The organism is Brevundimonas sp. T2-11 (assembly GCF_055397675.1).
This window is the reverse complement of the sequence record NZ_AP027920.1, coordinates 669198-689534: the sequence shown is the minus strand read 5'-3', so window position 1 is coordinate 689534 and position 20337 is coordinate 669198. Positions and strand designations below refer to the sequence as shown.

Annotated in this window: 24 protein-coding genes; 6 read left to right on the top strand and 18 right to left on the bottom strand. The window is 69.7% G+C overall.

The window, feature by feature from the left end:
* Window positions 1-46 precede the first annotated feature (46 nt).
* Both ACZ5XO_RS03390 and ACZ5XO_RS03385 read left to right on the top strand, forming a co-directional pair.
* Entirely contained in the window at window positions 47-358 is a 312-nt protein-coding gene (locus ACZ5XO_RS03390; RefSeq protein WP_464163920.1) for an ArsR/SmtB family transcription factor, read from the top strand.
* Window positions 355-897, top strand: a complete 543-nt coding sequence (locus tag ACZ5XO_RS03385) for an SRPBCC family protein (protein WP_464163919.1) — start codon at window positions 355-357, stop codon at window positions 895-897. The genes ACZ5XO_RS03390 and ACZ5XO_RS03385 overlap by 4 nt, the downstream gene beginning before the upstream one ends.
* Here ACZ5XO_RS03385 and folP read toward each other — a convergent pair.
* Window positions 867-1706 carry a dihydropteroate synthase gene (folP, locus tag ACZ5XO_RS03380; RefSeq protein WP_464163918.1) on the bottom strand — a complete coding sequence of 280 codons (840 nt, stop codon included), beginning with the start codon at window positions 1704-1706 and terminating at the stop codon, window positions 867-869. The genes ACZ5XO_RS03385 and folP overlap by 31 nt on opposite strands.
* 252 nt (window positions 1707-1958) lie before the next feature.
* Here folP and ACZ5XO_RS03375 point away from each other — a divergent pair, with 252 nt between their 5' ends.
* Entirely contained in the window at window positions 1959-2099 is a 141-nt protein-coding gene (locus ACZ5XO_RS03375) for a hypothetical protein (protein WP_464163917.1), read from the top strand.
* 38 nt (window positions 2100-2137) lie between these two features.
* Complete coding sequence (locus tag ACZ5XO_RS03370) at window positions 2138-2569, top strand: GreA/GreB family elongation factor (protein WP_464163916.1); 432 nt, start codon at window positions 2138-2140, stop codon at window positions 2567-2569.
* Between the two features lie 54 nt (window positions 2570-2623).
* Here the strand turns inward: ACZ5XO_RS03370 and ACZ5XO_RS03365 are convergent, their stop codons facing one another.
* From ACZ5XO_RS03365 to ruvC, 17 genes are all read right to left on the bottom strand, one after another.
* Entirely contained in the window at window positions 2624-2929 is a 306-nt protein-coding gene (locus ACZ5XO_RS03365) for a winged helix-turn-helix domain-containing protein (RefSeq protein ID WP_296177692.1), read from the bottom strand.
* A 4-nt stretch (window positions 2930-2933) separates the two neighbouring features.
* Window positions 2934-3572 carry a hypothetical protein gene (locus ACZ5XO_RS03360; protein WP_464163915.1) on the bottom strand — a complete coding sequence of 213 codons (639 nt, stop codon included), beginning with the start codon at window positions 3570-3572 and terminating at the stop codon, window positions 2934-2936.
* A gap of 64 nt (window positions 3573-3636) precedes the next feature.
* Window positions 3637-4851, bottom strand: coding sequence for an acyltransferase family protein (locus ACZ5XO_RS03355; RefSeq protein WP_464163914.1), 1215 nt, complete (start codon window positions 4849-4851; stop codon window positions 3637-3639).
* Between the two features lie 150 nt (window positions 4852-5001).
* The gene (gene ftsH / locus ACZ5XO_RS03350; RefSeq protein WP_464163913.1) at window positions 5002-6975 is read right to left on the bottom strand and encodes an ATP-dependent zinc metalloprotease FtsH; all 1974 of its coding nucleotides are present in this window, start codon (window positions 6973-6975) and stop codon (window positions 5002-5004) included.
* A 54-nt stretch (window positions 6976-7029) separates the two neighbouring features.
* Window positions 7030-8313 (bottom strand): tRNA lysidine(34) synthetase, encoded by a 1284-nt coding sequence (locus tag ACZ5XO_RS03345; RefSeq protein WP_464163912.1) that lies wholly within the window; start codon window positions 8311-8313, stop codon window positions 7030-7032.
* 113 nt (window positions 8314-8426) lie between these two features.
* Entirely contained in the window at window positions 8427-9269 is an 843-nt protein-coding gene (locus ACZ5XO_RS03340; protein WP_464163911.1) for a tetratricopeptide repeat protein, read from the bottom strand.
* A 57-nt stretch (window positions 9270-9326) separates the two neighbouring features.
* A complete protein-coding gene (locus ACZ5XO_RS03335) occupies window positions 9327-10478 on the bottom strand; it encodes a DUF3667 domain-containing protein (RefSeq protein WP_464163910.1) in 1152 nt (383 codons plus the stop codon).
* A gap of 109 nt (window positions 10479-10587) precedes the next feature.
* Window positions 10588-11142: a peptidoglycan-associated lipoprotein Pal gene (gene pal, locus ACZ5XO_RS03330; RefSeq protein WP_464163909.1), complete on the bottom strand. Its 555-nt coding sequence runs from the start codon at window positions 11140-11142 to the stop codon at window positions 10588-10590.
* A gap of 151 nt (window positions 11143-11293) precedes the next feature.
* The gene (gene tolB / locus ACZ5XO_RS03325) at window positions 11294-12667 is read right to left on the bottom strand and encodes a Tol-Pal system beta propeller repeat protein TolB (RefSeq protein WP_464163908.1); all 1374 of its coding nucleotides are present in this window, start codon (window positions 12665-12667) and stop codon (window positions 11294-11296) included.
* 332 nt (window positions 12668-12999) lie between these two features.
* Complete coding sequence (locus ACZ5XO_RS03320; RefSeq protein WP_464163907.1) at window positions 13000-13860, bottom strand: hypothetical protein; 861 nt, start codon at window positions 13858-13860, stop codon at window positions 13000-13002.
* A 4-nt stretch (window positions 13861-13864) separates the two neighbouring features.
* Window positions 13865-14329 carry a protein TolR gene (gene tolR, locus ACZ5XO_RS03315; protein WP_464163906.1) on the bottom strand — a complete coding sequence of 155 codons (465 nt, stop codon included), beginning with the start codon at window positions 14327-14329 and terminating at the stop codon, window positions 13865-13867.
* 3 nt (window positions 14330-14332) lie between these two features.
* Window positions 14333-15088: a protein TolQ gene (tolQ, locus tag ACZ5XO_RS03310; protein WP_464163905.1), complete on the bottom strand. Its 756-nt coding sequence runs from the start codon at window positions 15086-15088 to the stop codon at window positions 14333-14335.
* A 124-nt stretch (window positions 15089-15212) separates the two neighbouring features.
* Window positions 15213-15668, bottom strand: coding sequence for a tol-pal system-associated acyl-CoA thioesterase (ybgC, locus tag ACZ5XO_RS03305; protein ID WP_464163904.1), 456 nt, complete (start codon window positions 15666-15668; stop codon window positions 15213-15215).
* Between the two features lie 3 nt (window positions 15669-15671).
* Window positions 15672-16073 carry a hypothetical protein gene (locus ACZ5XO_RS03300; protein ID WP_464163903.1) on the bottom strand — a complete coding sequence of 134 codons (402 nt, stop codon included), beginning with the start codon at window positions 16071-16073 and terminating at the stop codon, window positions 15672-15674.
* A gap of 108 nt (window positions 16074-16181) precedes the next feature.
* Window positions 16182-17213: a Holliday junction branch migration DNA helicase RuvB gene (gene ruvB / locus ACZ5XO_RS03295; protein ID WP_464163902.1), complete on the bottom strand. Its 1032-nt coding sequence runs from the start codon at window positions 17211-17213 to the stop codon at window positions 16182-16184.
* A gap of 157 nt (window positions 17214-17370) precedes the next feature.
* Window positions 17371-17994 carry a Holliday junction branch migration protein RuvA gene (gene ruvA / locus ACZ5XO_RS03290; RefSeq protein ID WP_464163901.1) on the bottom strand — a complete coding sequence of 208 codons (624 nt, stop codon included), beginning with the start codon at window positions 17992-17994 and terminating at the stop codon, window positions 17371-17373.
* A complete protein-coding gene (gene ruvC / locus ACZ5XO_RS03285; RefSeq protein WP_464163900.1) occupies window positions 17991-18515 on the bottom strand; it encodes a crossover junction endodeoxyribonuclease RuvC in 525 nt (174 codons plus the stop codon). Before ruvC ends, ruvA begins: the two co-directional genes overlap by 4 nt.
* A gap of 94 nt (window positions 18516-18609) precedes the next feature.
* Here ruvC and ACZ5XO_RS03280 point away from each other — a divergent pair, with 94 nt between their 5' ends.
* A complete protein-coding gene (locus ACZ5XO_RS03280) occupies window positions 18610-19023 on the top strand; it encodes a MarR family winged helix-turn-helix transcriptional regulator (RefSeq protein ID WP_464163899.1) in 414 nt (137 codons plus the stop codon).
* Complete coding sequence (locus ACZ5XO_RS03275) at window positions 19016-20251, top strand: MFS transporter (RefSeq protein ID WP_464163898.1); 1236 nt, start codon at window positions 19016-19018, stop codon at window positions 20249-20251. Before ACZ5XO_RS03280 ends, ACZ5XO_RS03275 begins: the two co-directional genes overlap by 8 nt.
* Window positions 20252-20337 lie beyond the last annotated feature (86 nt).

The following is a 20337-nucleotide window of genomic DNA, read 5'->3' as shown; positions in this document are numbered from 1 at the left end:
CGCCCTTTACATTGACAATAATCTATATTGCCAATAAACGATAGAAATGAACCTCGCCCTGCAAGCCCTGTCCGAACCGCACCGCATGGCCATCATCGCCATGCTGGCCGACGGCGAACGCCCCGCCGGGGACTTCGTCGACGCCCTGCCCGTCAGCCAGCCGACCGTGTCCAAACACCTGTCGGTCCTGCGCGAAGCAGGCCTGGTCACGGTGCGCAAGGACGCCCAGCGCCGACTCTATCGCCTGAACCCCGCGCCCCTGGCCGAACTGGACGCCTGGCTGCAGCCCTATCGCCGCTTCTGGACCGATCGTCTCGACGCGCTTGAGCACCATCTCGACAAGGAGTTTCCGCAATGACCGACACACTGTCTCTGAGCGAGGACCAGGGCCGCGCGACCGAGATCGACGGCGGCTATGAAATCCGTTTCGAGCGCCGCCTGCGCCACGCGCCCGAACGCGTCTGGGCCGCCCTGACCACGCCGCAAGGCCTCGCCTGCTGGCTGGCCGAGGCCGTGATCGACCCCAGGCCCGGCGGCCGCATGGACCTCGACTTCCGCCAGCCCGCCACCGAGAAATTCCCCGACACCCCGGAAGTCCGCCGACAGGCCAACGAGGTCCTGGTCTTCCAGCCCTTCACCCGCTTCGAGCACACCTTCGGCGGCGAGGATTCCGTCGTCTCATGGCGGCTGTCGCCCGACGGCGACGGCACCCATCTGATCCTGATCCACCGCATGTCGCGCGATTGGGAATCCAACGTCGCCAACACCCTGGCCGGCTGGCATCACCACATGGAAGGCCTGGACGACGCCGCCAGCCGCACGCCCCACCCGTGGAACTGGCCGCGCTGGACCGCCCTGCGCGACGCCTATGCGACGGAAGTCGCCACCGCCGCCTGAAGCTTCAGCGCCTGGACCGTCTCGCGCACGTCGTGGACGCGCACCATCCGCGCCCCGCGGCGGGCGCCTTCCAGCGCCAGGGCCAATGAGCCGCCCAGCCGGTCGCTCGCGGCGACCGCGGTTGCATCCACGCCCTGAATGACCCGCTTGCGGCTGGCGGCGTAGAGCACCGGCCAGCCCAGATCGACCAGGGCCTTCAGCCGCGCCGTCAGGGTCAGGTTGTGGTCCGTGGTCTTGGCGAAGCCGATGCCGGGGTCCAGCCAGATCCTGTCGCGCGCCACGCCCGCCTGCATGGCGGCCTCGGCCCGCGCCGCCAGATGGCCCACCACCTCGCCGACCACGTCGTCATAGCGCGGGTCGTCCTGCATGGTCTTGGGCGCGCCCTTCATGTGCATCAGCACCACCTCGCAGCCCAACTCGGCGGCGGTCGCCAGGCTGTCGGGCGCATGGCTCAAAGCGGTCACATCGTTCCACATCGTCGCGCCCGCCTGAACGGCGGCCCGCGCCACGCCCGGCTTCATGGTGTCGATGCTGAGCACCCCGTCCCAGCGCGCCCGGACGGCGGCGATCAACGGCAGGGTCCGGGCGATCTCCTCGTCCTCGCCGACCGGGTCCGAGCCCGGTCGCGTGCTCTCGCCGCCGATGTCCAGCACGTCGGCCCCCTGTTCGATCAGCCGCAGCGCATGGGCCAGCGCCGCCTCGCGCGTGTCGTGCCGTCCGCCGTCGGAAAAGCTGTCAGGCGTGACGTTGACGATTCCCATCACCAGAGGGGGAACCAGCGACGGCTTCACGAGGGATTGAAGGCTCATGCGACAAGAACTCCCGGGGCGCCGGTTTGACTTTCCGCGCGCTGAGGCCCAGCCTCTAGCCACTATGGAACGTTTCGTCAGCCAGGCTCGACGCCTCACCCACGCGGGTCGCCGCGTCGAAGGCATCTAACCCGTAGCGGCCAGCCTGCGCTGTCGCCCGCTACGGGGCGCGTCGCTTCGCTTTTTTTCCCTAGTTTTCCAACATTCAGGATCGCGCACGCCGCCCGTCGGCCGTCCGCGAACACGCCTGCCATGACCCCAGCCCAAGACGATCCGCCCGCACGCGGCGCCGACATCCTGCCCTTCCCGAGCCGCCGCCCGGCGACGCCGCCCGCGCCCGAGCCCGCGCCCCCGGCTGACGACGGCGACGACGACGGCCCCTCGGCCGCCTGACCCCTTCTTCCTTCTTTTCCATCACATCGAGAAACGACATGACCACCGCCAAGACCCGCGGCCGCCCTCCGGCCCTGCCCGGCATCCTTCTCAGCCGCGCCGACTTCGACGCCCTGGACCGTCTGGTCGGCGACCTGCCCGGAACCGGCCCCGCCGGCCTGCTGCAACAGGAACTGGACCGCGCCGAGGTCTGCGACGACGCCGACATGCCGCGCGACGTGGTCGGCCTGAACCGCTGGCTGCACTACGCCGACGACCGCCACCCCGAGGTGCGCCGCGTCCAGCTGGTCCTGCCGCGCGAGGCCGACATCGACGCCGGTCGCGTCTCCATCCTGTCGCACGTCGGCGCCGGTCTGATCGGCCTGAAAGAAGGCGAGTCGATCGTCTGGCCCGACCCCTCCGGCGAGACCCGCAAGCTGACCGCCGTCCTGATCGAGGACGAAGACCCCATCGCGGCCGTCGCCCACTGAAAGACATTGCGCCGACGCTGATCTCTCCTCCCCATGCCATGGGGAGGAGAGCGTTCAGCCCTTTCGCCCGATCAACCCGCCGAGCGCGTCCAGATAGGCGGCGAACGCCGCCCGCCCCTGCGGCGTGATGGCGATCCGCGTCAGGGGCTTGTTGTTCACGAAGCTCTTGCTGATGGCGACATAGCCCGCCTCCTCCAGCTTCTTCAGGTGGACCGACAGATTGCCCTGGGTCGCCTCCAGCACCGTCTTCAGTTCTGTAAAATCGGCCGCCTCGACATCGGCCAGATAGACCATGATCCCCAGCCGCATGCGGCCGTGGATGACCTCGTCGATCCGTCCGAAATCGTCGGCCAGCCCCATGGCGTCAGGCGGCCCTGGCGCCCGACCGCGCGTCGCGGAACAGGGCCCAGCCCGGCAGGGCGAACAGCAGGAAGAGGGCGACGGTGCAGACGCCCAGATAGGCCACCGGCTGGCGCACCAGCACGCCCAGGGCCACCGCCGTCACCCATCCGCCCAGCGACACCGCCAGCATCCAGCCCTTCTTCTTCAGCACCCAGGCCACATACCAGGCCGCCGCCTGCAGGGCGAAGACGATGGCGGCGTAATAGAGCCAGACGGCGAAATCCTGATCCCGCACCGCCCCCACGCCGAAGACGATGATGACGGCGGCGTTGGCCATGCCGGTGGCGCTGAAGGCCGCCGAGGTCACCCGCGTCGCCAGCGGCCCCCGGTTGGACGTCCCGGCCTTGCGGTCCTTCAGGATGGCCCAGGTCAGGACCGCCAGAAAGGCGACGGTAATCCCGACGACAAAAGCCAGATTGGCCAGATCGGGCCAACGGATCAGCCCCAGCACCTGCCCGACGTGGAACAGGCACTGCAGCCCGTACAGCAGCCCCCCCGCCAGATAACAGACGGCCAGGGTCATCGGCGGTCGCCCGCTGCCCTCCACGATCGAGCGCATGAAGGCGAGGTCGGCTTCGGGCGTGCGGGACTTGTCGATCATCGGGTGATTCCTGGCGCGACGCGGCTGCCCCCTCCGGATGGACGCAGCCGCCAAGGTTGGCAAGCTATTCGGCGGCGAGCGGGACGCCGACGCGCGCCTTGCGCCACGGCACGCGCCGCCCGTTCAGCCAGCGCCCCATGAAGCCGTGGCGCACCGTCAGCTCATAGCTGGCCAGGCAGACGGCCATGACCCCGACCACGACGATCGCCAGCTTGACCGGCCAGACCAGCGGCCAGTCCTTCACCACCACCTGAGCCGCCATCACCAGCGGCAGATGGAGGATGTAGATCCAGTAGGAGGCGTCGGCCAGATAGCGCCGCAGGGCGCTGTGACCCGACCAGAACCTCAGGGCCAGACCGACGACCGCGAACATGCTGGCGTAGGTCGCCACGCCGAACGCCGCCGCCGTCATGGCCTTGGCCGCCGGATCGGTCATCGGCGTCAGCACCGGCGTCGGTCCGCCCGACAGCATCAGCGCCGTCGTCCCCGCGCCCAGGGCCAGCCCCAGCCAGACCGGCGCCCAGACCTCCATCCGCTTCAGCAGGTCGCGACGACGGTCCAGCAGCGCGCCCACGCCGAAGGCCAGACCGAACCCGATCAGGGCCGAGGTCTCGGGAACCAGACCCGCGTCCGGCGTCGGAATGCCGAAGAAGGCGATCCAGTTCGGCTCAAACCACAGGGCCAGGGCCAAAGGCGCGCCCAGAACCAACGGCCCCCACGGCGCGATCAGGCCGCCGGCCAGCCGGTCCAGACCTCGCGCCAGACGCCCCGCCCGATCCAGCCGGGCGACGACGGCCTGCCCGATCACCAGGGCGGCGTAGAACCACAGCAACACCCACAGGAACCACAGGTGGGTCAGGGGGATGTTGGTCCAGTCGTACTTCGGCGGCGGCGGGGCGTCGGCGGCCGTCAGCCCCATCAGCGAGGCGTTCCAGATCAGCACCGCCACGATCCCCGCCAGCACCGGCCCCCAGAAGGCCGCCAACGGCCCGGCGATGCGGACCATCCGATCCTTGATGAAGCCCATCACGCCGCGCCGCTTCAGCATCATGTGGGCGAACAGGCCCGCGATCAGGAAGAAGCTGCCCATGCGGAACAGGTGGATGACGAAGAAGAGCCCGCTGGCCCAGACCGACTTCTGATCATCGGCCACGATCCAGATCTGGGCGGGGAAGAAGGACAGGGCGGCGTGCAACACCACCCCCAGCAGCAGGGCCGCGCCCCTCAGGCCGTCCAGGCCGTGCAGGCGTTCGGTGGGTTCGAATGCGGATGCCGTCATGGCGTCCTCCTGTTTCGGATAACGCCATATCTCACAGACTTGTCTAAAATACAAACTAGTCTGTTTGAAATCTCGCTTCCTCCCTCTCGGCCACGAAAAAGGGGCGAACCTCGCGGCCCGCCCCTTCCTCATTCAACCTGTCCGATTCGATCAGACGGTCGGCACGCTCGTCGCCGGCGCGGCGGCCGGTTCCGAGGGTTTGGCCGTCTCGACCTCGACGCCGTCCGAGACCGGCGTCACCGGCACCGAGACCGAGGGTCCAGCCACCGTATCGTTGGCGTCGTCGCGGTTCGGAGCCAGGTCCTTCTCCAGCAGATCCCTGATCTCGTCGCCCGACAGGGTCTCGTATTCCAGCAGGGCCTGTGACAGCTTTTCGTGGTCGCCGGCCTTCTCGGTCAGGATGCGGCGCGCCTCGTCCCAGCCCTCGGTGACGATGCGGCGGACCTCTTCGTCGATGATCCGGGCCGTCTCTTCCGAGACGTTCTGGCTGCGCGACACCGAATGGCCCAGGAAGACCTCCTCCTGGTTCTCGCCATAGGCCACCGTGCCCAGCTTCTCGGAGAAGCCCCAGCGCGTGACCATGGCCCGCGCCAGCTTGGTCGCCTGCTCGATGTCCGAGCTGGCGCCCGAGGTGATGCTCTCCGGTCCGAAGATCAGCTCCTCGGCGACGCGGCCGCCGGCCATGATGGCGATGCGGTCGATCATCTGCTGGAACTTCATGGAATAGCGGTCGCCTTCCGGCAGCTGCATCACCATGCCCAGGGCGCGACCGCGCGGGACGATGGTCGCCTTGTGCACCGGGTCGGCCATCTTGACGTTGATGGCGACGATGGCGTGACCGGCCTCGTGATAGGCGGTCAGGCGGCGCTCTTCCTCGTTCATGGCCATGGACTTCCGCTCGGAGCCCATCATGACCTTGTCCTTGGCGTCCTCGAAGTCGCGGTGCGTGACCATGCGACGGTCCTTGCGGGCCGCCATCAGGGCCGCTTCGTTGACCAGATTGGCCAGGTCCGCGCCCGAGAAGCCCGGCGTGCCGCGCGCCAGCGTCTTGACGTTCACATCGGCGGCCAGCGGCACGTCCTTCATATGAACGCGCAGGATGCGCTCGCGACCCGAGACGTCGGGGTTCGGCACCACGACCTGACGGTCGAAGCGGCCCGGACGCAGCAGGGCCGGGTCCAGCACGTCGGGACGGTTGGTCGCCGCGATCAGGATGATGTTCTCGGACGCCTCGAAGCCGTCCATCTCGACCAGCAGCTGGTTCAGCGTCTGCTCGCGCTCGTCGTTGCCGCCGCCCAGACCTGCGCCGCGGTGACGGCCGACGGCGTCGATTTCATCGATGAAGATGATGCAGGGGGCGTTCTTCTTGGCCTGTTCGAACATGTCGCGCACGCGGCTGGCGCCGACGCCGACGAACATTTCCACGAAGTCCGAACCCGAGATCGAGAAGAAGGGCACGCCCGCCTCGCCCGCGACCGCGCGCGCCAGCAGGGTCTTGCCGGTGCCCGGAGGGCCCACCAGAAGCGCGCCCTTGGGGATCTTGCCGCCCAGACGCTGGAACTTGCCCGGATCCTTCAGGAAGTCGACGACCTCCTGCAACTCGTCCTTGGCCTCGTCGACGCCCGCGACGTCGTCAAAGGTCTTGCGGCCCTTGTGCTCGGTCAGCAGCTTGGCCTTGGACTTGCCGAAGCCCATGGCGCCCTTCGCCCCGCCCTGCATCCGGTTCATGATGAAGAACCAGAAGGCGATGATCAGGGCCACCGGCAGCAGCAGGCCCAGAAGGCCCGACCACCAGGGCTGGCGCGTGCTCTTGACGTCCACGGCGGCGCCGGCGGCCTGCATCTTGTCGATGATGTCGGCGTTGGGCAGCGGCGTCACGGTCGTGAACTTGCTGTCGTTCTTGTAGACGCCGGTCACCATGTCGCCGCGCACCGTCGCGGTCTTGATCTCCTGACCGTTGATGGCCGTGATCAGTTGCGAATAGGTGATGGGTGCAGGACGCCCGGCCGCCGCGGCCTTGGCGCCCGGCATGGCGGCGGGGCCGCCGTTCTGGCTGATCGCGGCGTAGACCGCGACCGCAACCAGAAGAAAGGCGCCCCAGATGGCGAGATTACGCAGGTTCATTCGGTCCTCGGTTCCTCGACGCGCGTCGCAACGCTCCGTCGATCAGCAGTCTTTCTAGGAAAATAGGTCAGTCGGCGGCGTTTCGCCATGCATGGGGTGAAAGAGGTCGCTCTCCTGCGTCGTTTCGCCCAAGGCCAGGCTCAGGCGCCGCGCTCCCAGCGTCCGCACCTTCGCCCCCCGCCACGCCAGAATCGGGCCGCTTCCCCCCTCCCGAACCAGCACGGGCAGGCCGCCGCGCGCCGCCGCCGGCAGCCCCGCCGCCACGCGCCGATCGCCCTCCGACAGCCGCGCCAGCCACCCCGCCGCCGCCTCGACCCGCCAGCCGCCCTCGCACGCCGTGATCTCGAACCGCCCGTCCCACACCGCCGTCATGCCGGGGGTCAGCACCAGAGCTTCGGGCGCCCGCCGCTTCATCTCCCCCGGCTCGCGCATCAGCAGAACCGACGCCCCCTCCGCCTCGATCCGCGCGCCCGCCAGACCCGCGGCGAAGTCCTCGCCCGCCGCCAGCCTCGCCCTCAGTCGTTCCAGCCGCTCCCCGCGCGGCGGCGTCGCTCCGCCCCCCGCGCACAGCAGGGCCGCCGCCAGCCCGGACGCCGAGGCGTCGCGGGAAAGCTCGAGAACGCCCGCCCAGGCCAGAGCGCAGGAACCGTCAGGCCCCCTTCCCCCTCGAGGGGGGAAGGGATGGGGATGGGGGTGTGAGAGCAGAGTTGGAAAGGTTGGCGCGGGAGGCGGGACGCCCTGCGCCTCCTCTGCCTGAACGTCAAAGGCATCGCCTACACCCCCACCCAACCCTCCCCCCTCGAGGGGGAGGGCTCCGCTGGACAGCGCCGCCCGCGCCCGGCTCCTTCCGAACCGCGCGTCCGCATTGGCCGGATCCTCGATCCACGTCGCCCCCCGCGCCCTCAGATAGCCCCGCAAGCCCTCGCGCCGCTCGTCCAGCAGGGGGCGCAGCAGCATCACCCCCCGCCCCTGCGGCCAGACCGGCGACGGCGACCATTCGCGCACCCGGCCCAGGGTCGAGCCGTGCGCCCGCATCCAGTCGGCCTCGGCGACGTCGTCCTGCGTATGGGCCAGCAGCACCACCCGCGCCCCCGCCGCCCGCGCCGCCTCGGCGATCAGTCCATGCCGCGCCGCGCGCGCCCGCGCCGTCAGGCCGGGTCCGGGCGAGGCGTCGTCCCAGCTCAAGGCCCGCCAGTCGGCCTTGAGCGCCCGCGCCGCCTCGCCCGCGAACCGGGTCCAGTCCGCGCTCATGGGATTGAGATTGTGGTCCACCGTCAGGGCCAGCAGCCGCCGCCCGCGCGATTCGGCCCAGTCGGCGGCCAGATGCAGCAGGGCCATGGAATCGCCGCCGCCCGACAGGGCGACAATGACCGGTTCGCCCCTGCCCGCCTCCAGCCGCGCGTCCAGCCGGGCGAAGACCCGGCCGCTCAGGCCCTCGGCGTCGTCTGGCCTCAGCTGCAGTTCGCCCGCGTGCGCAGTTGCGTGGCGCGGGTCTTCTGCGCCGCCGTGGCCGTGTCGGCGTAGCGGCGGGTGAACTCGTTCAGGGCGCCGCAGGCCTGGGTCGCCCGGTCGGTGGCGCGCAGGGCCTCGGCCAGCTTCAGCGTCGTCTCCGGCGCCCAGGGCGTGCGCGGCCAGCCGTTCAGGGCGGCGGCGTAGGCGGGCACGGCGGCGGCGTTGTCGCGCGCGGCGACGTGCAGGTCGCCCAGGCGGCTGCTGGCTTCACGCGACTGCGGCGTATTGGGCCAGGTGACGATGACCGTCTCCAGAGCCCTCTGCCCGCGCGCGCCGTCGGTCCCCAGCTGGCGCAGCGCCGCCGTCAGGTCCTGGCCCGCGTCGCCCGTCGGCGAGTTGGCGACGATCGGCCCGTTCAGTTCGGCCTCTTCCTCGGCCGCCTTTTCGGCGCGCTCGACCCGGCCTTCCAAATCGCGCAGGCGGCGGCTCAGGGCGGCGTTGTCGCGCGTCGCCTCGTCCAGCTGGAAGGTCAGACGCTCGCTGTCGGCGTTCATCCGCTGGAAGGTCTGCTCCACGTCGGCCAGACGCCGCTCCAGGATCGAAACCTGGCCCTGCATGGCCACGATCTCGGGGTCCGGCTCGACCAGAACCGGCTGACCGGCGGCGTTCCTCTGGGTCAGGGCGCGCTCCAGACGGCGGACGTTGCGGTCCAGCTGGTCCAGACGGCGCTTGTCCCACTGGACCGGCTCCATCGGCGCGACCTGGGCGACGACCGCGCCCCCGATCAGGGTCAGGCCGATGGCCGTCAACGCGGCGGATTTGGAAAAAGGCAGCTTAGGCATGTCTCAAGTGGTCCCACCTATTTGCGGCGCCCGCAAGGCCGAGATGCAGGGCCGGCGTCAGTGCCCCAGCCCCAGATAGATGATCGAAACGATGAACAGGGTCGCGGCCATCTCGCAGAAGATCAGCAGGGCCACCGTCCGCCACAGGGTCGAGAAGACCTTCAGGCTGTAGGCGCCCTTCAGCTGGGCGAACATGTGCACTGGCGCGATCAGGGCCGCCACTGTTCCCGCGATGACGCCCGCTCCTTTCAAGGTCGTCGCCAGCACCACCACCGCCATCAGCAGCAGGGACATGAAGGTCAGCGAATAGAGGACGAAGACCCCGTGATCATACAGGGTGAAGCCCCGCTTCCACAGGAACATCAGGGCCACGAAGGGGATCGACAGCGGCACCAGCAGGAAGGCGAACTTGTAGATGGTCTGCTGCAGCTTGTAGAGCGCCAGGTCCGGGTTCTTCAGCTTCTTGGCCACGGTCCGGGTCAGGCCGTTGGTCTGCCCCTGCTCGCCCACGTCCTTGGCGATGTCGGCCACCTGGGCCTGCCAGCTGCCGGGCGCCAGCCCATCCTTGCGGCCCTCCACGAGTTCCTGCTGTAAACGGGCCAGACGCGCTTTCTCGGCGGTCACCACGCCCTCGGCGCCGGCCAGCGCGCCGGCGGCCATGCCCGCTCGCGCCCCGCTGTCGAACGCAGGCGGCGAGCCGTCTGCGGGCGCCATGGCGGCGGCGGCGGCGTCCGCCTCCTTCTGCGCCTCGACCACGGCCCGCTCGGCCTTGGCCACATCCTCGCGCTGCTCCGCGATCTGATCCGCCAGCGGCGTCGAATGGCCCTCCGGGTGCGGCATGAAGCTCAGCGCGAAGAACATGACGAACAGGGTGAACAGGAACATGGCCAGGGGCGAGACGTAGCGCGTGCGCTTGCCCTGCACCCACTCGCGCGTCAGCCGTCCCGGATTGAGGATCAGCAGCGGCAGCGTGCGCCAGAAGCGGCCGTCGAAATGCATGACCCCGTGCAGCAGCTCCTCGCCCAGATGCAGCAGGGTGCGGTGCACGTGCGCCGCCTGACCGCAGTTGGAGCAGAAATTGCCCGTGACCTCGGCGCCGCAGTCGGCGCAGGCCGTATGATGCTCGCCCGCCTGCCCCGTCGGTTTTTCAATCGCGCCCGCGATGATGCCGCCCGTCATGGCGCCGCCCGCCGCTTCCAGATCAATCACGCAAACTCCCCCCGGATTCGGCGCGGACTTTGATCCGCTACGCCCTCAAAGAAAAGAGGCGCCGGCCGCAAAGCCGACGCCTCCCTCCATTCTGTCGCTTGCGCGGTGTTTAGCGCGGCGCGCCCGACACGATGGCGGTGTGGGCGTTGCGGTTCTGGGCCCAGGCCGACTCGTTCGACCCCTCGGCGATCGGACGCTCCTTGCCGAAGCTGATGGTGTCGATGCGGCCGGCGGGGACGCCGCGCTGGATCAGATAGGTGCGGACGGCCTCGGCGCGACGGGCGCCCAGGGCCAGGTTGTATTCACGCGTGCCGCGTTCGTCGGCGTTGCCCTCGATGCGGACCGTGACCTGCGGATAGCGGGCCAGCCAGGCGGCCTGGGCGTCCAGACGCGGCTGGGCTTCCGGGCGCACCGAATAGGAGTCCAGGTCGAAGTAGACGCGGTCGCCGACGTTGACGACGAAGTCCTGCTCGGAACCGGCGACGGGGCCGCCGACGTTGCCGCCGGTGACGGGGCCGGTCGGGGCGGTCGGATACTGCGGGCCGGTCGGCTGGGCCGGGGTCGTCGGCACGGCGGGCTCGACCTTGGGCTTGGGCGCGCAGGCGGCCATGGCGGCCACGGCGGCGCTGACGGCCGCCAGCTTGATCAGGGTCGAAGTGTTCATCGGGTCGTCTCCTTGTTTCGGTCTGAGGACGGCGGCCTCAAGCTTGGCTATATCGAAGGTCAGCTAGACTGCGGCGCCGCGTCGCGCCAGACGCGATAACGCACAGTTTATGGGAATGGCTCCGCTCGTGATCTCACGAAGCCGTAAACGGCTACGCCGGGCAGGAATCCGCGCCCTGGCCGATGCCCAGATTGACCGGCGGGGCGTCCAGCAGACCCGACCAGGCCGGGTCGGACCCGCGTCCGTCATAACCCGCCTGCGACACCACCCGACCCGACAGGTCCACGGTCCACAGGCGCGTATCGCCGCCCGGGCTCTGGCGGGCGAAGGCGATGTAGCGGCCGTTGGGCGCCCAGGACGGACCTTCCTCGAAATAGCTGGACGACAGGGTGCGTTCGCCCGTCCCGTCCGACTTCATCACCCCGATGTGGAAGCGGCCGCCCGACTGCTTGGTGAAGGCGATCATGTCGCCGCGCGGGCTCCAGGCCGGGGCCGTATAGATGCCGCCGCCGCGCGAGATCGGCCGCTGGCCCGAGCCGTCGGCCCGCATGGTGTAGAGGCGCGCCGAACCCGACCGGTCCGAGGTGAAGACGATCTGGTTGCCGTCCGGGCTGAACGAGGGCGAGGTGTCGATGCCCGGGTCGCTGGTCAGGCGCGACAGCTGACGCGTACGCAGGTTCATCACATAGACGTCGGTGTTGCCGCCGCGGATGATCGAGAAGGCGATCTTGGTCCCGTCGTTCGAGAAGCGCGGCGCCAGCACCTGACCGTCGAACTCGCCCAGGCTTTCGCGGCGGCCGGTCGACAGGTTGTACAGATAGATGCGGCTGTAATCCTTGCCCAGGGCCACATAGGTGACCTCGTCCGGGTTGGACGCCGAAAAGCGCGGCGACATGATGATCTCGTCGCCCTGGGTCAGGAAGACGGGGTTGTAGCCGTCCTGATCGACGATGGTCAGGCGCGACAGCTTGTTCAGCTGGGTGCCGCTCTCCGACACGAACAGGACGCGCGAATCAAAGAAGCCCGCTTCGCCCGTCATGCGCTGGTAGATGACGTCCGAAATCTTGTGCGCGATCCGGCGCCACTGCTCGCTAGTGGCGGTGAACTGATAGCTGACCAGCTGGCACTGGCGGTAGGGATCATACAGGCGGAAGCCCACGTCCACCCGACCGTCGGCGCGCGGCGTCACCCCGCCATACAGCACCGCCTGCGCCCCGATCGAGGTCCACTGCGGGAAGTTCGGCGCATTGGCGAGCGTCAGTCCGGTCTCGATGAAGCTGGCCGGGTTCAGCGGGTCAAAGAAGCCCGAGCGCTTCAGGTTGCCGCTGATGACGTTGGAAATCTGCGGCCCGTTCTGGCCAGTGAAGGGCACGACGGCGATCTGCAGCGGCCGCAGCACGCCCTGATCGATCTCGACCTCGACCGGTCCCGTCTGCTGCGGCGCGGCGGCAGGCTGCGTCTGGGCTGTCGCCGGACCCGCCATCAGGACCGCGGCGGCCGAGGCGAGAAGAAGGTGCAGACGCATAGGGAACTCCCGGAAGTTGGACGGCTCGTCGGTCCTTATCGCCAGACCGTATGACAAAAACCAGCTTGTGAAAGACAAGCTTGCCCCGGAATGGGGCGACTTTCAGACTTTGAGGGCAAGCATTCCCGCACCTCTTCCGCCTTGATCCCTTCTCCCGATGGGAGAAGGTGGCCCGAAGGGCCGGATGAGGGTCGACGCGTTCCTTCGGCGCAAGCCGCCGCGCCACGGCTTGCGCCGACGGCAGACCTCAGCCCCTCACCCTTTGGCCTTGCCAATCGCTGCGCTCCTGGAGGCTCAAGCACTCTCCCGTCGGGAGAGGGAAACGCTACGGCTCACCGGTTGGCGCAGGCGCGTTCGGTGTTGAAGGTCGGACGATAGGCCCCGCCGGGGAAGCCCGTCGGCACGTCGAACGGCGCTGTCTGACGCAGGGCGCGCATCGCTTCATCGGCGGCCGAGCGATAGACGGCGCTCGACTGCGGATTGACCAGGGTCGGCCCCCGCGTGATCCGCCCGTCAGGCGACAAGGTCACATCCATCTGGATGCGCAGCTCATTCCCGCCTGGCATGTTGCATACGATGAAGACGTTCCAGTTATCGTAGACCTGATTGAAGATGGCCGTGATCTGCGGCCCCGTCGCCTGGCTGGCCTGACCCGAGCCCTGCTGACCCGTCGCGGGTCGCCCCCGGTTCGGCGTTTGTCGCGGCGGGCCGGCCAGGGCGTCCAGGTCCAGGCCGGGCGCGGGCCTGGCGGGGGCCGGGCGCGGCGGGGTCGGATTAGGGCGAGGCGGCGTCGGGCGCGCCTTCTCAGGCGGGGACGGCGTCGGACGCGGCGGGGTCGGACGCGGCGTGGGCGTCGGACGCGGCGGAGGGGCCTTTTCCGGCGGCCTCGGCGTGGGACGCGGCGTCGGCGGCGTCGGACGCGGAGCGGGCTGCGGCGGCGTGGGCTCCGGCTCGGGCGGGACCGGTTCCGGCGGCGTCTCGACCGGCGCGGTGGCCCCGTCCTCGGGCGAGGGTTCGGGCTGCGGATTGTCGGCGGGCGCGGCGGCGATCTCGATGTCCGAGACGATCGACACCGGCACCGAGTTCACCAGCGGCTTGGGCTCGTCCTTCGACGACCATGAGACAAGCGCGAGCGCCACCACCCCGGCGTGCAGGGCGACGGAACCGAAAATGGCGGGACTGGGCCGACGCAAGCGATCAGCCCTCCGCCGTCTCGTCAGCGGCCGTGTCGGTGATCAGGTTCAGCTTGGTGAAGCCCGAGGCCGACAGACGCGCCATCACGCGGGCCACGGCCTGATAGGGCGCACGGCCGTCGGCGCGGATGAAGACCGCCTTGTCGCGCGCCTTCTCGCCGCCCTCTTCGGCCACGCGGATCGCCAGATTCTCCCAGCGGACCTCGCTCTCGCCGATGAAGATGGCCCCGTTCTGATCGATCGAGACCGTGATCGGTTTATCGCTTGTCTCGACGGCGCTGGCCTCGGTCTTGGGCAGCTCCACCGGCACGCCGACGGTCAGCAGGGGCGCCGAGATCATGAAGATGATCAGCAGCACCAGCATGACGTCGACCAGCGGCGTGACGTTGATTTCGCTCAGGGGACGCTTGCGCGCGCGGCGTCGGCCGCGTCCGCCCGCGCTTCCGCCTCCTCCTCCGCCCAGGGCCATGGATCAGGCGCCCCGACGCAGGTTCAGGTCAGCAGACGGCGGGGGCGGCGGCGGCGGCGGAGCCGAGGGCGCGCCCAGACGACGGGCGATGGCCGACTGCAGGTCGTCCGCAAAGGCTTCCAGACGGCCCGTGAACTTGCCCGCCGACACCGAGAAGGCGTTGAAGGCGATATAGGCCGGGATGGCCGCCGCCAGACCGATGGCCGTGGCGAACAGGGCCTCGGCGATGGCCGGCGCCACGGTCGTCAGATTGGTGTTGCCCGCCGCCGCGATGCTGTCGAAGGCGTTCATGATGCCCCAGACCGTGCCGAACAGGCCGATGAAGGGCGAGGCCGTGGCCACGACCGACAGGACGCCCAGACCGTTCTCGATCTTCTGGCTCTCGCGGGCGATGACCGAGTCCAGCGCCCGGTCGATGCGGGCGATCAGCATCGAGCCCTGGGTGTCGGTCATGGCCCCGCGCGAGCGCGCCTCACGCCAGTCCTGCAAGGTCAGAACCAGCATGCGCGGCAGCGGCTCGACCGGCTGCGGCCCGGCCTGGGCCGCCACGTCTTCCAGCGACCGCCCGCTCTCGACCTGTTTCTCGAACTCGGTGGCGCGGACGTTCATGCGGGCGAAACGCACGGCCTTGTCGATGATGATCGTCCACGACCAGAGCGAGGCCGCGGCCAGGCCGATCATCACCGTCTTCACCACCCAGTCGGCGGTCATAAACAGCTCGATGGGATTCAGCAGCGAGGCGTCGACTGGGGCGGTCATGCGGGGTCCTTGGATGGGTCCGGTGTCGTCAGCCCTTTTCGAGCGGGCGGACGTGGCGGTTTCATGGCGGCGGGTCTAGCGGTCGTCGGGCCCCGCGTCACGGGGGGCCGATCTGACAACCTCGTTATTGCGAAGCTTCACCGGAGAGCCACGGCGTCACCAGTTCCACCAGCCGCTTCGTCGGCCGCCTCGGTCGCCCGTCCAGATGGATGCAGACCGCGACCACATCGGCCCGGCACAACACCTCGCCCTCGCGCTCGACCGTCTGGCGGATGATCAGGCGCGGCCCCCTGATCGCCTCATAGCGGGTTCGCACCACCAGGGCGTCGTCGATCCGCGCCGGCTTCACATACTTGATCGCCAGGTCCGACACGACGAAGGCCAGCGGTTCGTCCTGCTCCAGCAGTTCGACATGACCCACCCCCGCCAGTCGCAGAAAGTCCGACCGCCCCCGCTCGAAATAGCGGACATAGTTGGCGTGATAGACCAGGCCGGTGAAGTCGGTGTCCTCGTAATAGACCCGCACCGGCAGCAGGTGATCCTGCCCGTCGAAACGGCCGGCGGTCGGTTGGTCGGTCATGGATCAGCCCTGGGCGGAGGTCGTGACCGAGGCCTTAGCCGTCGGTCGGGGCGGATTGAAGCCCGGACAGAACTCGGCCTTCATGTCGGCGAACTCGGCGCCCAGGGGCTCGTCCCCCATCAGGATGCGGTTGGGCCGCGAGACGAAGGCCACGGCCTGCTTCTGTCCCGCGATCCCGGCGTAGCCGCAGACGGCGCGGCGCTTGCCAGCCTCCAGATAGCGCACCTCGGCGGCCGGCCCCATCTGGGCCTTCACCTGGCTCAGGGCCCGCTCGGCCGGGCTCGCCTGCTTCGGCCCGAACCGCGCGCCCTGGTTCAGTGCGACCAGACTCAGGGCGCCGAGCAGCAGCACCGCCGCGCCCAGCACGACGATCACCTGATCCGTCCCGATCCCGCCTCGCGCCATCGCCCGTCTCCCTTCGCCATGAAGCATGGCCGGGTTTGGCGGACGGGTGAAGCCCTTTTGCGAATGACTAGCGTTCCCCTTCTCCCTCAAGGGGAGAAGGATGCAGAACTACTTCCCGAACAGGTCCGGCGGCGGCGCGGGCGGGGCCTGCGGCGCCGTCAGTCCCAGATGCTCATAGGCCTTGGCGCAGGCCACACGTCCGCGCGGAGTGCGCATGATGAAGCCCTGCTGCAGCAGATAGGGCTCGATCACGTCCTCGACCGCGTCGCGCGCCTCGGCGATAGCCGCCGCCAGGGTGTCCATGCCCACCGGCCCGCCGCCGTAGTTCTCGATCAGGGCCTTGAGGAAGCGCCGGTCCAGACTGTCCAGTCCCTGCTCGTCGACCTCCAGCCGCGCCAGCGCCCGCGCCGCCGCCAGCCGGTCGATGGGCGTTCCCTCCGCATCGGCGAAATCGCGCACCCGCCGCAACAGACGCCCGGCGATGCGCGGCGTGCCCCGCGCCCGGCGCGCGATCTCCATCGCCCCGTCCTCGGTGATGGCTGCGCCCATCTTGCGCGCCGCTCCCCGGATCACCGCCGTCAGTTCCTCGGGCGTGTAAAATTCCAGCCGCAGCGGAATGCCGAACCTGTCCCGCAGCGGCGTGGCCAGCAAGCCCGCCCGCGTCGTCGCCCCGACCAGGGTGAAGGGCGCCAGGTCGATGCGCACGCTGCGCGCCGACGGCCCCTCGCCGATGATCAGGTCCAGCACATGATCCTCCATCGCCGGATAGAGGATCTCCTCCACCTGCGGAGCCATCCTGTGGATCTCGTCGATGAACAGGACGTCGCGCGGCTCCAGATTGGTCAGGATGGCCGCCAGATCCCCCGCCTTGGCCAGGATCGGCCCCGACGTGGCGCGGAAGCCAACCCCCAGTTCGCGCGCCACGATCTGCGCCAGCGTGGTCTTGCCCAGCCCCGGCGGCCCGAACAGCAGGACGTGGTCCAGCGCCTCGGACCGCGCGCGGGCGGCGTCGATGAAGACCTTCAGATTGCCCTTGGCCGCCGACTGGCCGACGAACTCGGACAGGGTCTGCGGCCGCAGCGCGCGGTCGTGCTGCTCCCCCCGCGCGGCGTCGGCGGAAATGATGCGGTCGTCGGTCATGCGCCCATCCCACTGCCGTCATCCTCGGGCGCCCGCAGGGCGACCCGGGGACCCAGACCTTTCGGCGGCAGGCCGTTTGAGAAAACGGCGCGAACTTCAGATGCCTGGGTCCCCGGGTCCGCTGCGCGGCCCGAGGATGACGGCGAATGGAGAGCCCTCACCGCCCCAGCTCCTGCAGCGCCGCGCGGATCACCGCCGGCAGCTCCGCCTCATCCCCCAGCCGGATCAGCGCCTGATCCACCGCCCGGCGCGCATTGATTTCGGCTATGCCCAGGCCCAGCAAAGCCGCGACCGCCTCGCCCGTCACGCTCGGCGGCGGCGGGGCGGCGGCGACCTCGGCGTGAACGCCCGGCGCGCTCGGCGCGAAATGGGCGTCGCCCAGGGCCTTGCCCTTCAGTTCGGTGACGATGCGCAGGGCCAGCTTCGGCCCCACCATATTGGCCCGCGCCACCGCCGCCTTGTCCTCGCGCGCCACCGCTGACGCCAGCTCCCCCGGCGGCAGGACGTCCAGCACGGCCAGGGCCGCCTTCGGCCCCACGCCCTGAATGGCCAGCAACAGGGTGAAGGCCCGCCGCTCGTCGCGCGTCAGGAAGCCATACAGCCGCGGCCCCGCATCCTCGCTCCACTGGCTATGGATATAGAGGGTCGTCTCGTCGCCCGGCGCCGGCAGACGCCCCAGGGTCCGCGCCCCGCAGGCGGCGACATAGCCCACCCCGCCGCAGTCGATCAGGCATTCCGCCTCCCCGACCTCGGCCAGAACCCCGCGCAAACGCCCGATCATGCCGCGCCCCTCAAACTCGCACTCAGGCTCAGGCTCAGGCTCCGCCGATGGTGGGCATGGGTGATGGCCACCGCCAGGGCGTCCGCCGCGTCCGCCTTCACATCCCCCGCTGCGGGCAACAGCCGCTTGATCATGAAGGCCACCTGGCTCTTGTCCGCCTGCCCGGCCCCGACCACCGCCTTCTTGACCAGGCTGGGGGCGTATTCCGCCACGCTCAGGCCCGCCCGCGCCGGGGCCAGCATGACCGCCGCCCGCGCATGGCCCAGCTTCAGCGTCGAGGCCCCGTTCATGTTGACGAAGACCTCCTCGATCGCCGCCTCGTCACACGAATAAGCCGCGCAGATCGACCCGACCTCCTCCAGCAGGTGCAGCAGCCGTTCCGGGAAAGGCGCCTTTTCCGGCGGGGCTGCCACCCCGTGCGCGATCCAGCGCAGGCGGCTGCCCTCGCTTTCGATCACGCCCCAGCCGGTGCGGCGCAGGCCGGGGTCCAGCCCCAGGATGCGAGTCGTTTCGTTCGCCATCCGTTCCTATTGCCCCAAAGAGGGTTAGCGAACAATGACCGCGCGTCGCGCCTTTCTCATTGCATATGCAATGATCGCGTGCTTTGCATACGCAATGGATGTCACCTCCCCCTGCATCTGCGGCCGCCTGCGCCGCGCTTCGCGCACCCTGTCGCGGCTCTATGACGAGGCGCTGACGGACGTCGGACTGAACATCAACCAGTTCGCCGTGCTGCGCACCCTCGCCCGCCTCGGCCCCTCGCGTCTGGCCGATCTGGCCGAGGCCACCCTGCATGAAAAGAGCGCCCTGTGGCGCACCCTGCAGCCCCTGATCCGTCAGGGCTGGGTCGTCGCCGAGGCCACGTCCGGCGCGCGCGGCCAGACCCTCAGCCTGACGCCCGGCGGCGTTCAGAAACTGGCCGACGCCCTGCCGCACTGGACCACGGCCCAGACCCGCGTCGCCGCCCTGCTCGGCCCACGCGAGGCGGCCCTGATCGACTTGTTGAGTGAGTTGGAAATCAATGCCTGACGCCGCCTCCCCGGCCCCCGCCTCCGGCCTGTCGCGCCGCGCCTGGATCATGATCCTGACGGGGGCGGTGATCGTCACCCTGTCGATGGGCGTGCGTCAGGCCTTCGGCCTCTTCCTGCGTCCCGTGGGTCTGGATCTGGAGATCGACCGCCAGACCTTCGGCCTGATCATCGCCGCCCAGAACTTGCTGTTCGGCCTCATACAGCCCTTCGTCGGGGCCTGGGCCGACAAGCACGGCGCGGGCAAGGTCGCGGTCGGCGGCGCCCTGGTCTATCTGGTCGGCTTGGCCGTGGCGGCGACGGCCGCCAACGCCCTCGGCCTCATGCTCGGCTTCGGCGTCATGGTCGGCCTGTCGATGGCGGGCGTGACCTTCGTGGTGGTGCTGGGCGCCGTCGGCCGCGCCGTCCCGCCCGAGAAGCGCACCCTGGCCTTCGGCATCGTCACCGCCGGCGGGTCGTTCGGCCAGTTCCTGGTGGTTCCGGCGGCGCAAGGCCTGCTCGACGCCCTCGACTGGCGCGTCACCCTGTTCGTGCTCGGCGGCATGGTCGCCCTGATCATCCCCCTGGCGCTCGGCGTGGCGGGCAAGCCCCCGGCCCCGACCGCCCGCGACGGCCTGCCGCTCAAGGCCGCCCTGAAGGAGGCCCTGACCAACCCCAGCTACGCCCTGCTGAACCTCGGCTTCTTCGTCTGCGGCTTCCACGTCGCCTTCGTCGGCACCCACCTGCCCGCCTACCTGCGCGACATGGGGCTGTCGGGCGGGGTCGGCGCCGCCTCCCTGGCCCTGATCGGCCTGTTCAACATCGCCGGCTCCTGGCTCTGGGGCGCCTGGGGCTCCAAGGGGTCGAAGAAGGGCCTGCTGACCCTGCTCTACGCCCTGCGCGCCGTGGCCATCGCCGTCTTCCTGCTGGTCCCCCTGTCGCCGGCCAGCGCCCTGATCTTCGCCGCGACCTTCGGCTTCCTGTGGCTCGGCACCGTGCCCCTGACCAATGGTCTGGTGGCCCAGATCTTCGGCGTGCGCCATCTGTCGGCCCTGGCTGGCATCGTCTTCCTCAGCCATCAGGTCGGGGCCTTCCTCGGCGCCTGGCTGGCGGGCGTCGCCTTCGACCTGACCGGCTCCTACACGGCGATCTGGACCCTCTCCATCGCCCTGGCCGTCATGGCCGCCCTGGCCAACGTCCCGGTGCGCGAGGCCCCGGTCGTGCGCGCTGAAGCGGTCCCCGCCGAGTGAACCGCCGCGTCATCGTCGGTCTCGGCCTGCTGGCGCTCGTGGCGCTGGGCGGCTGGCTGTGGAGCCGTCACGGTCTTGCCGTCTGG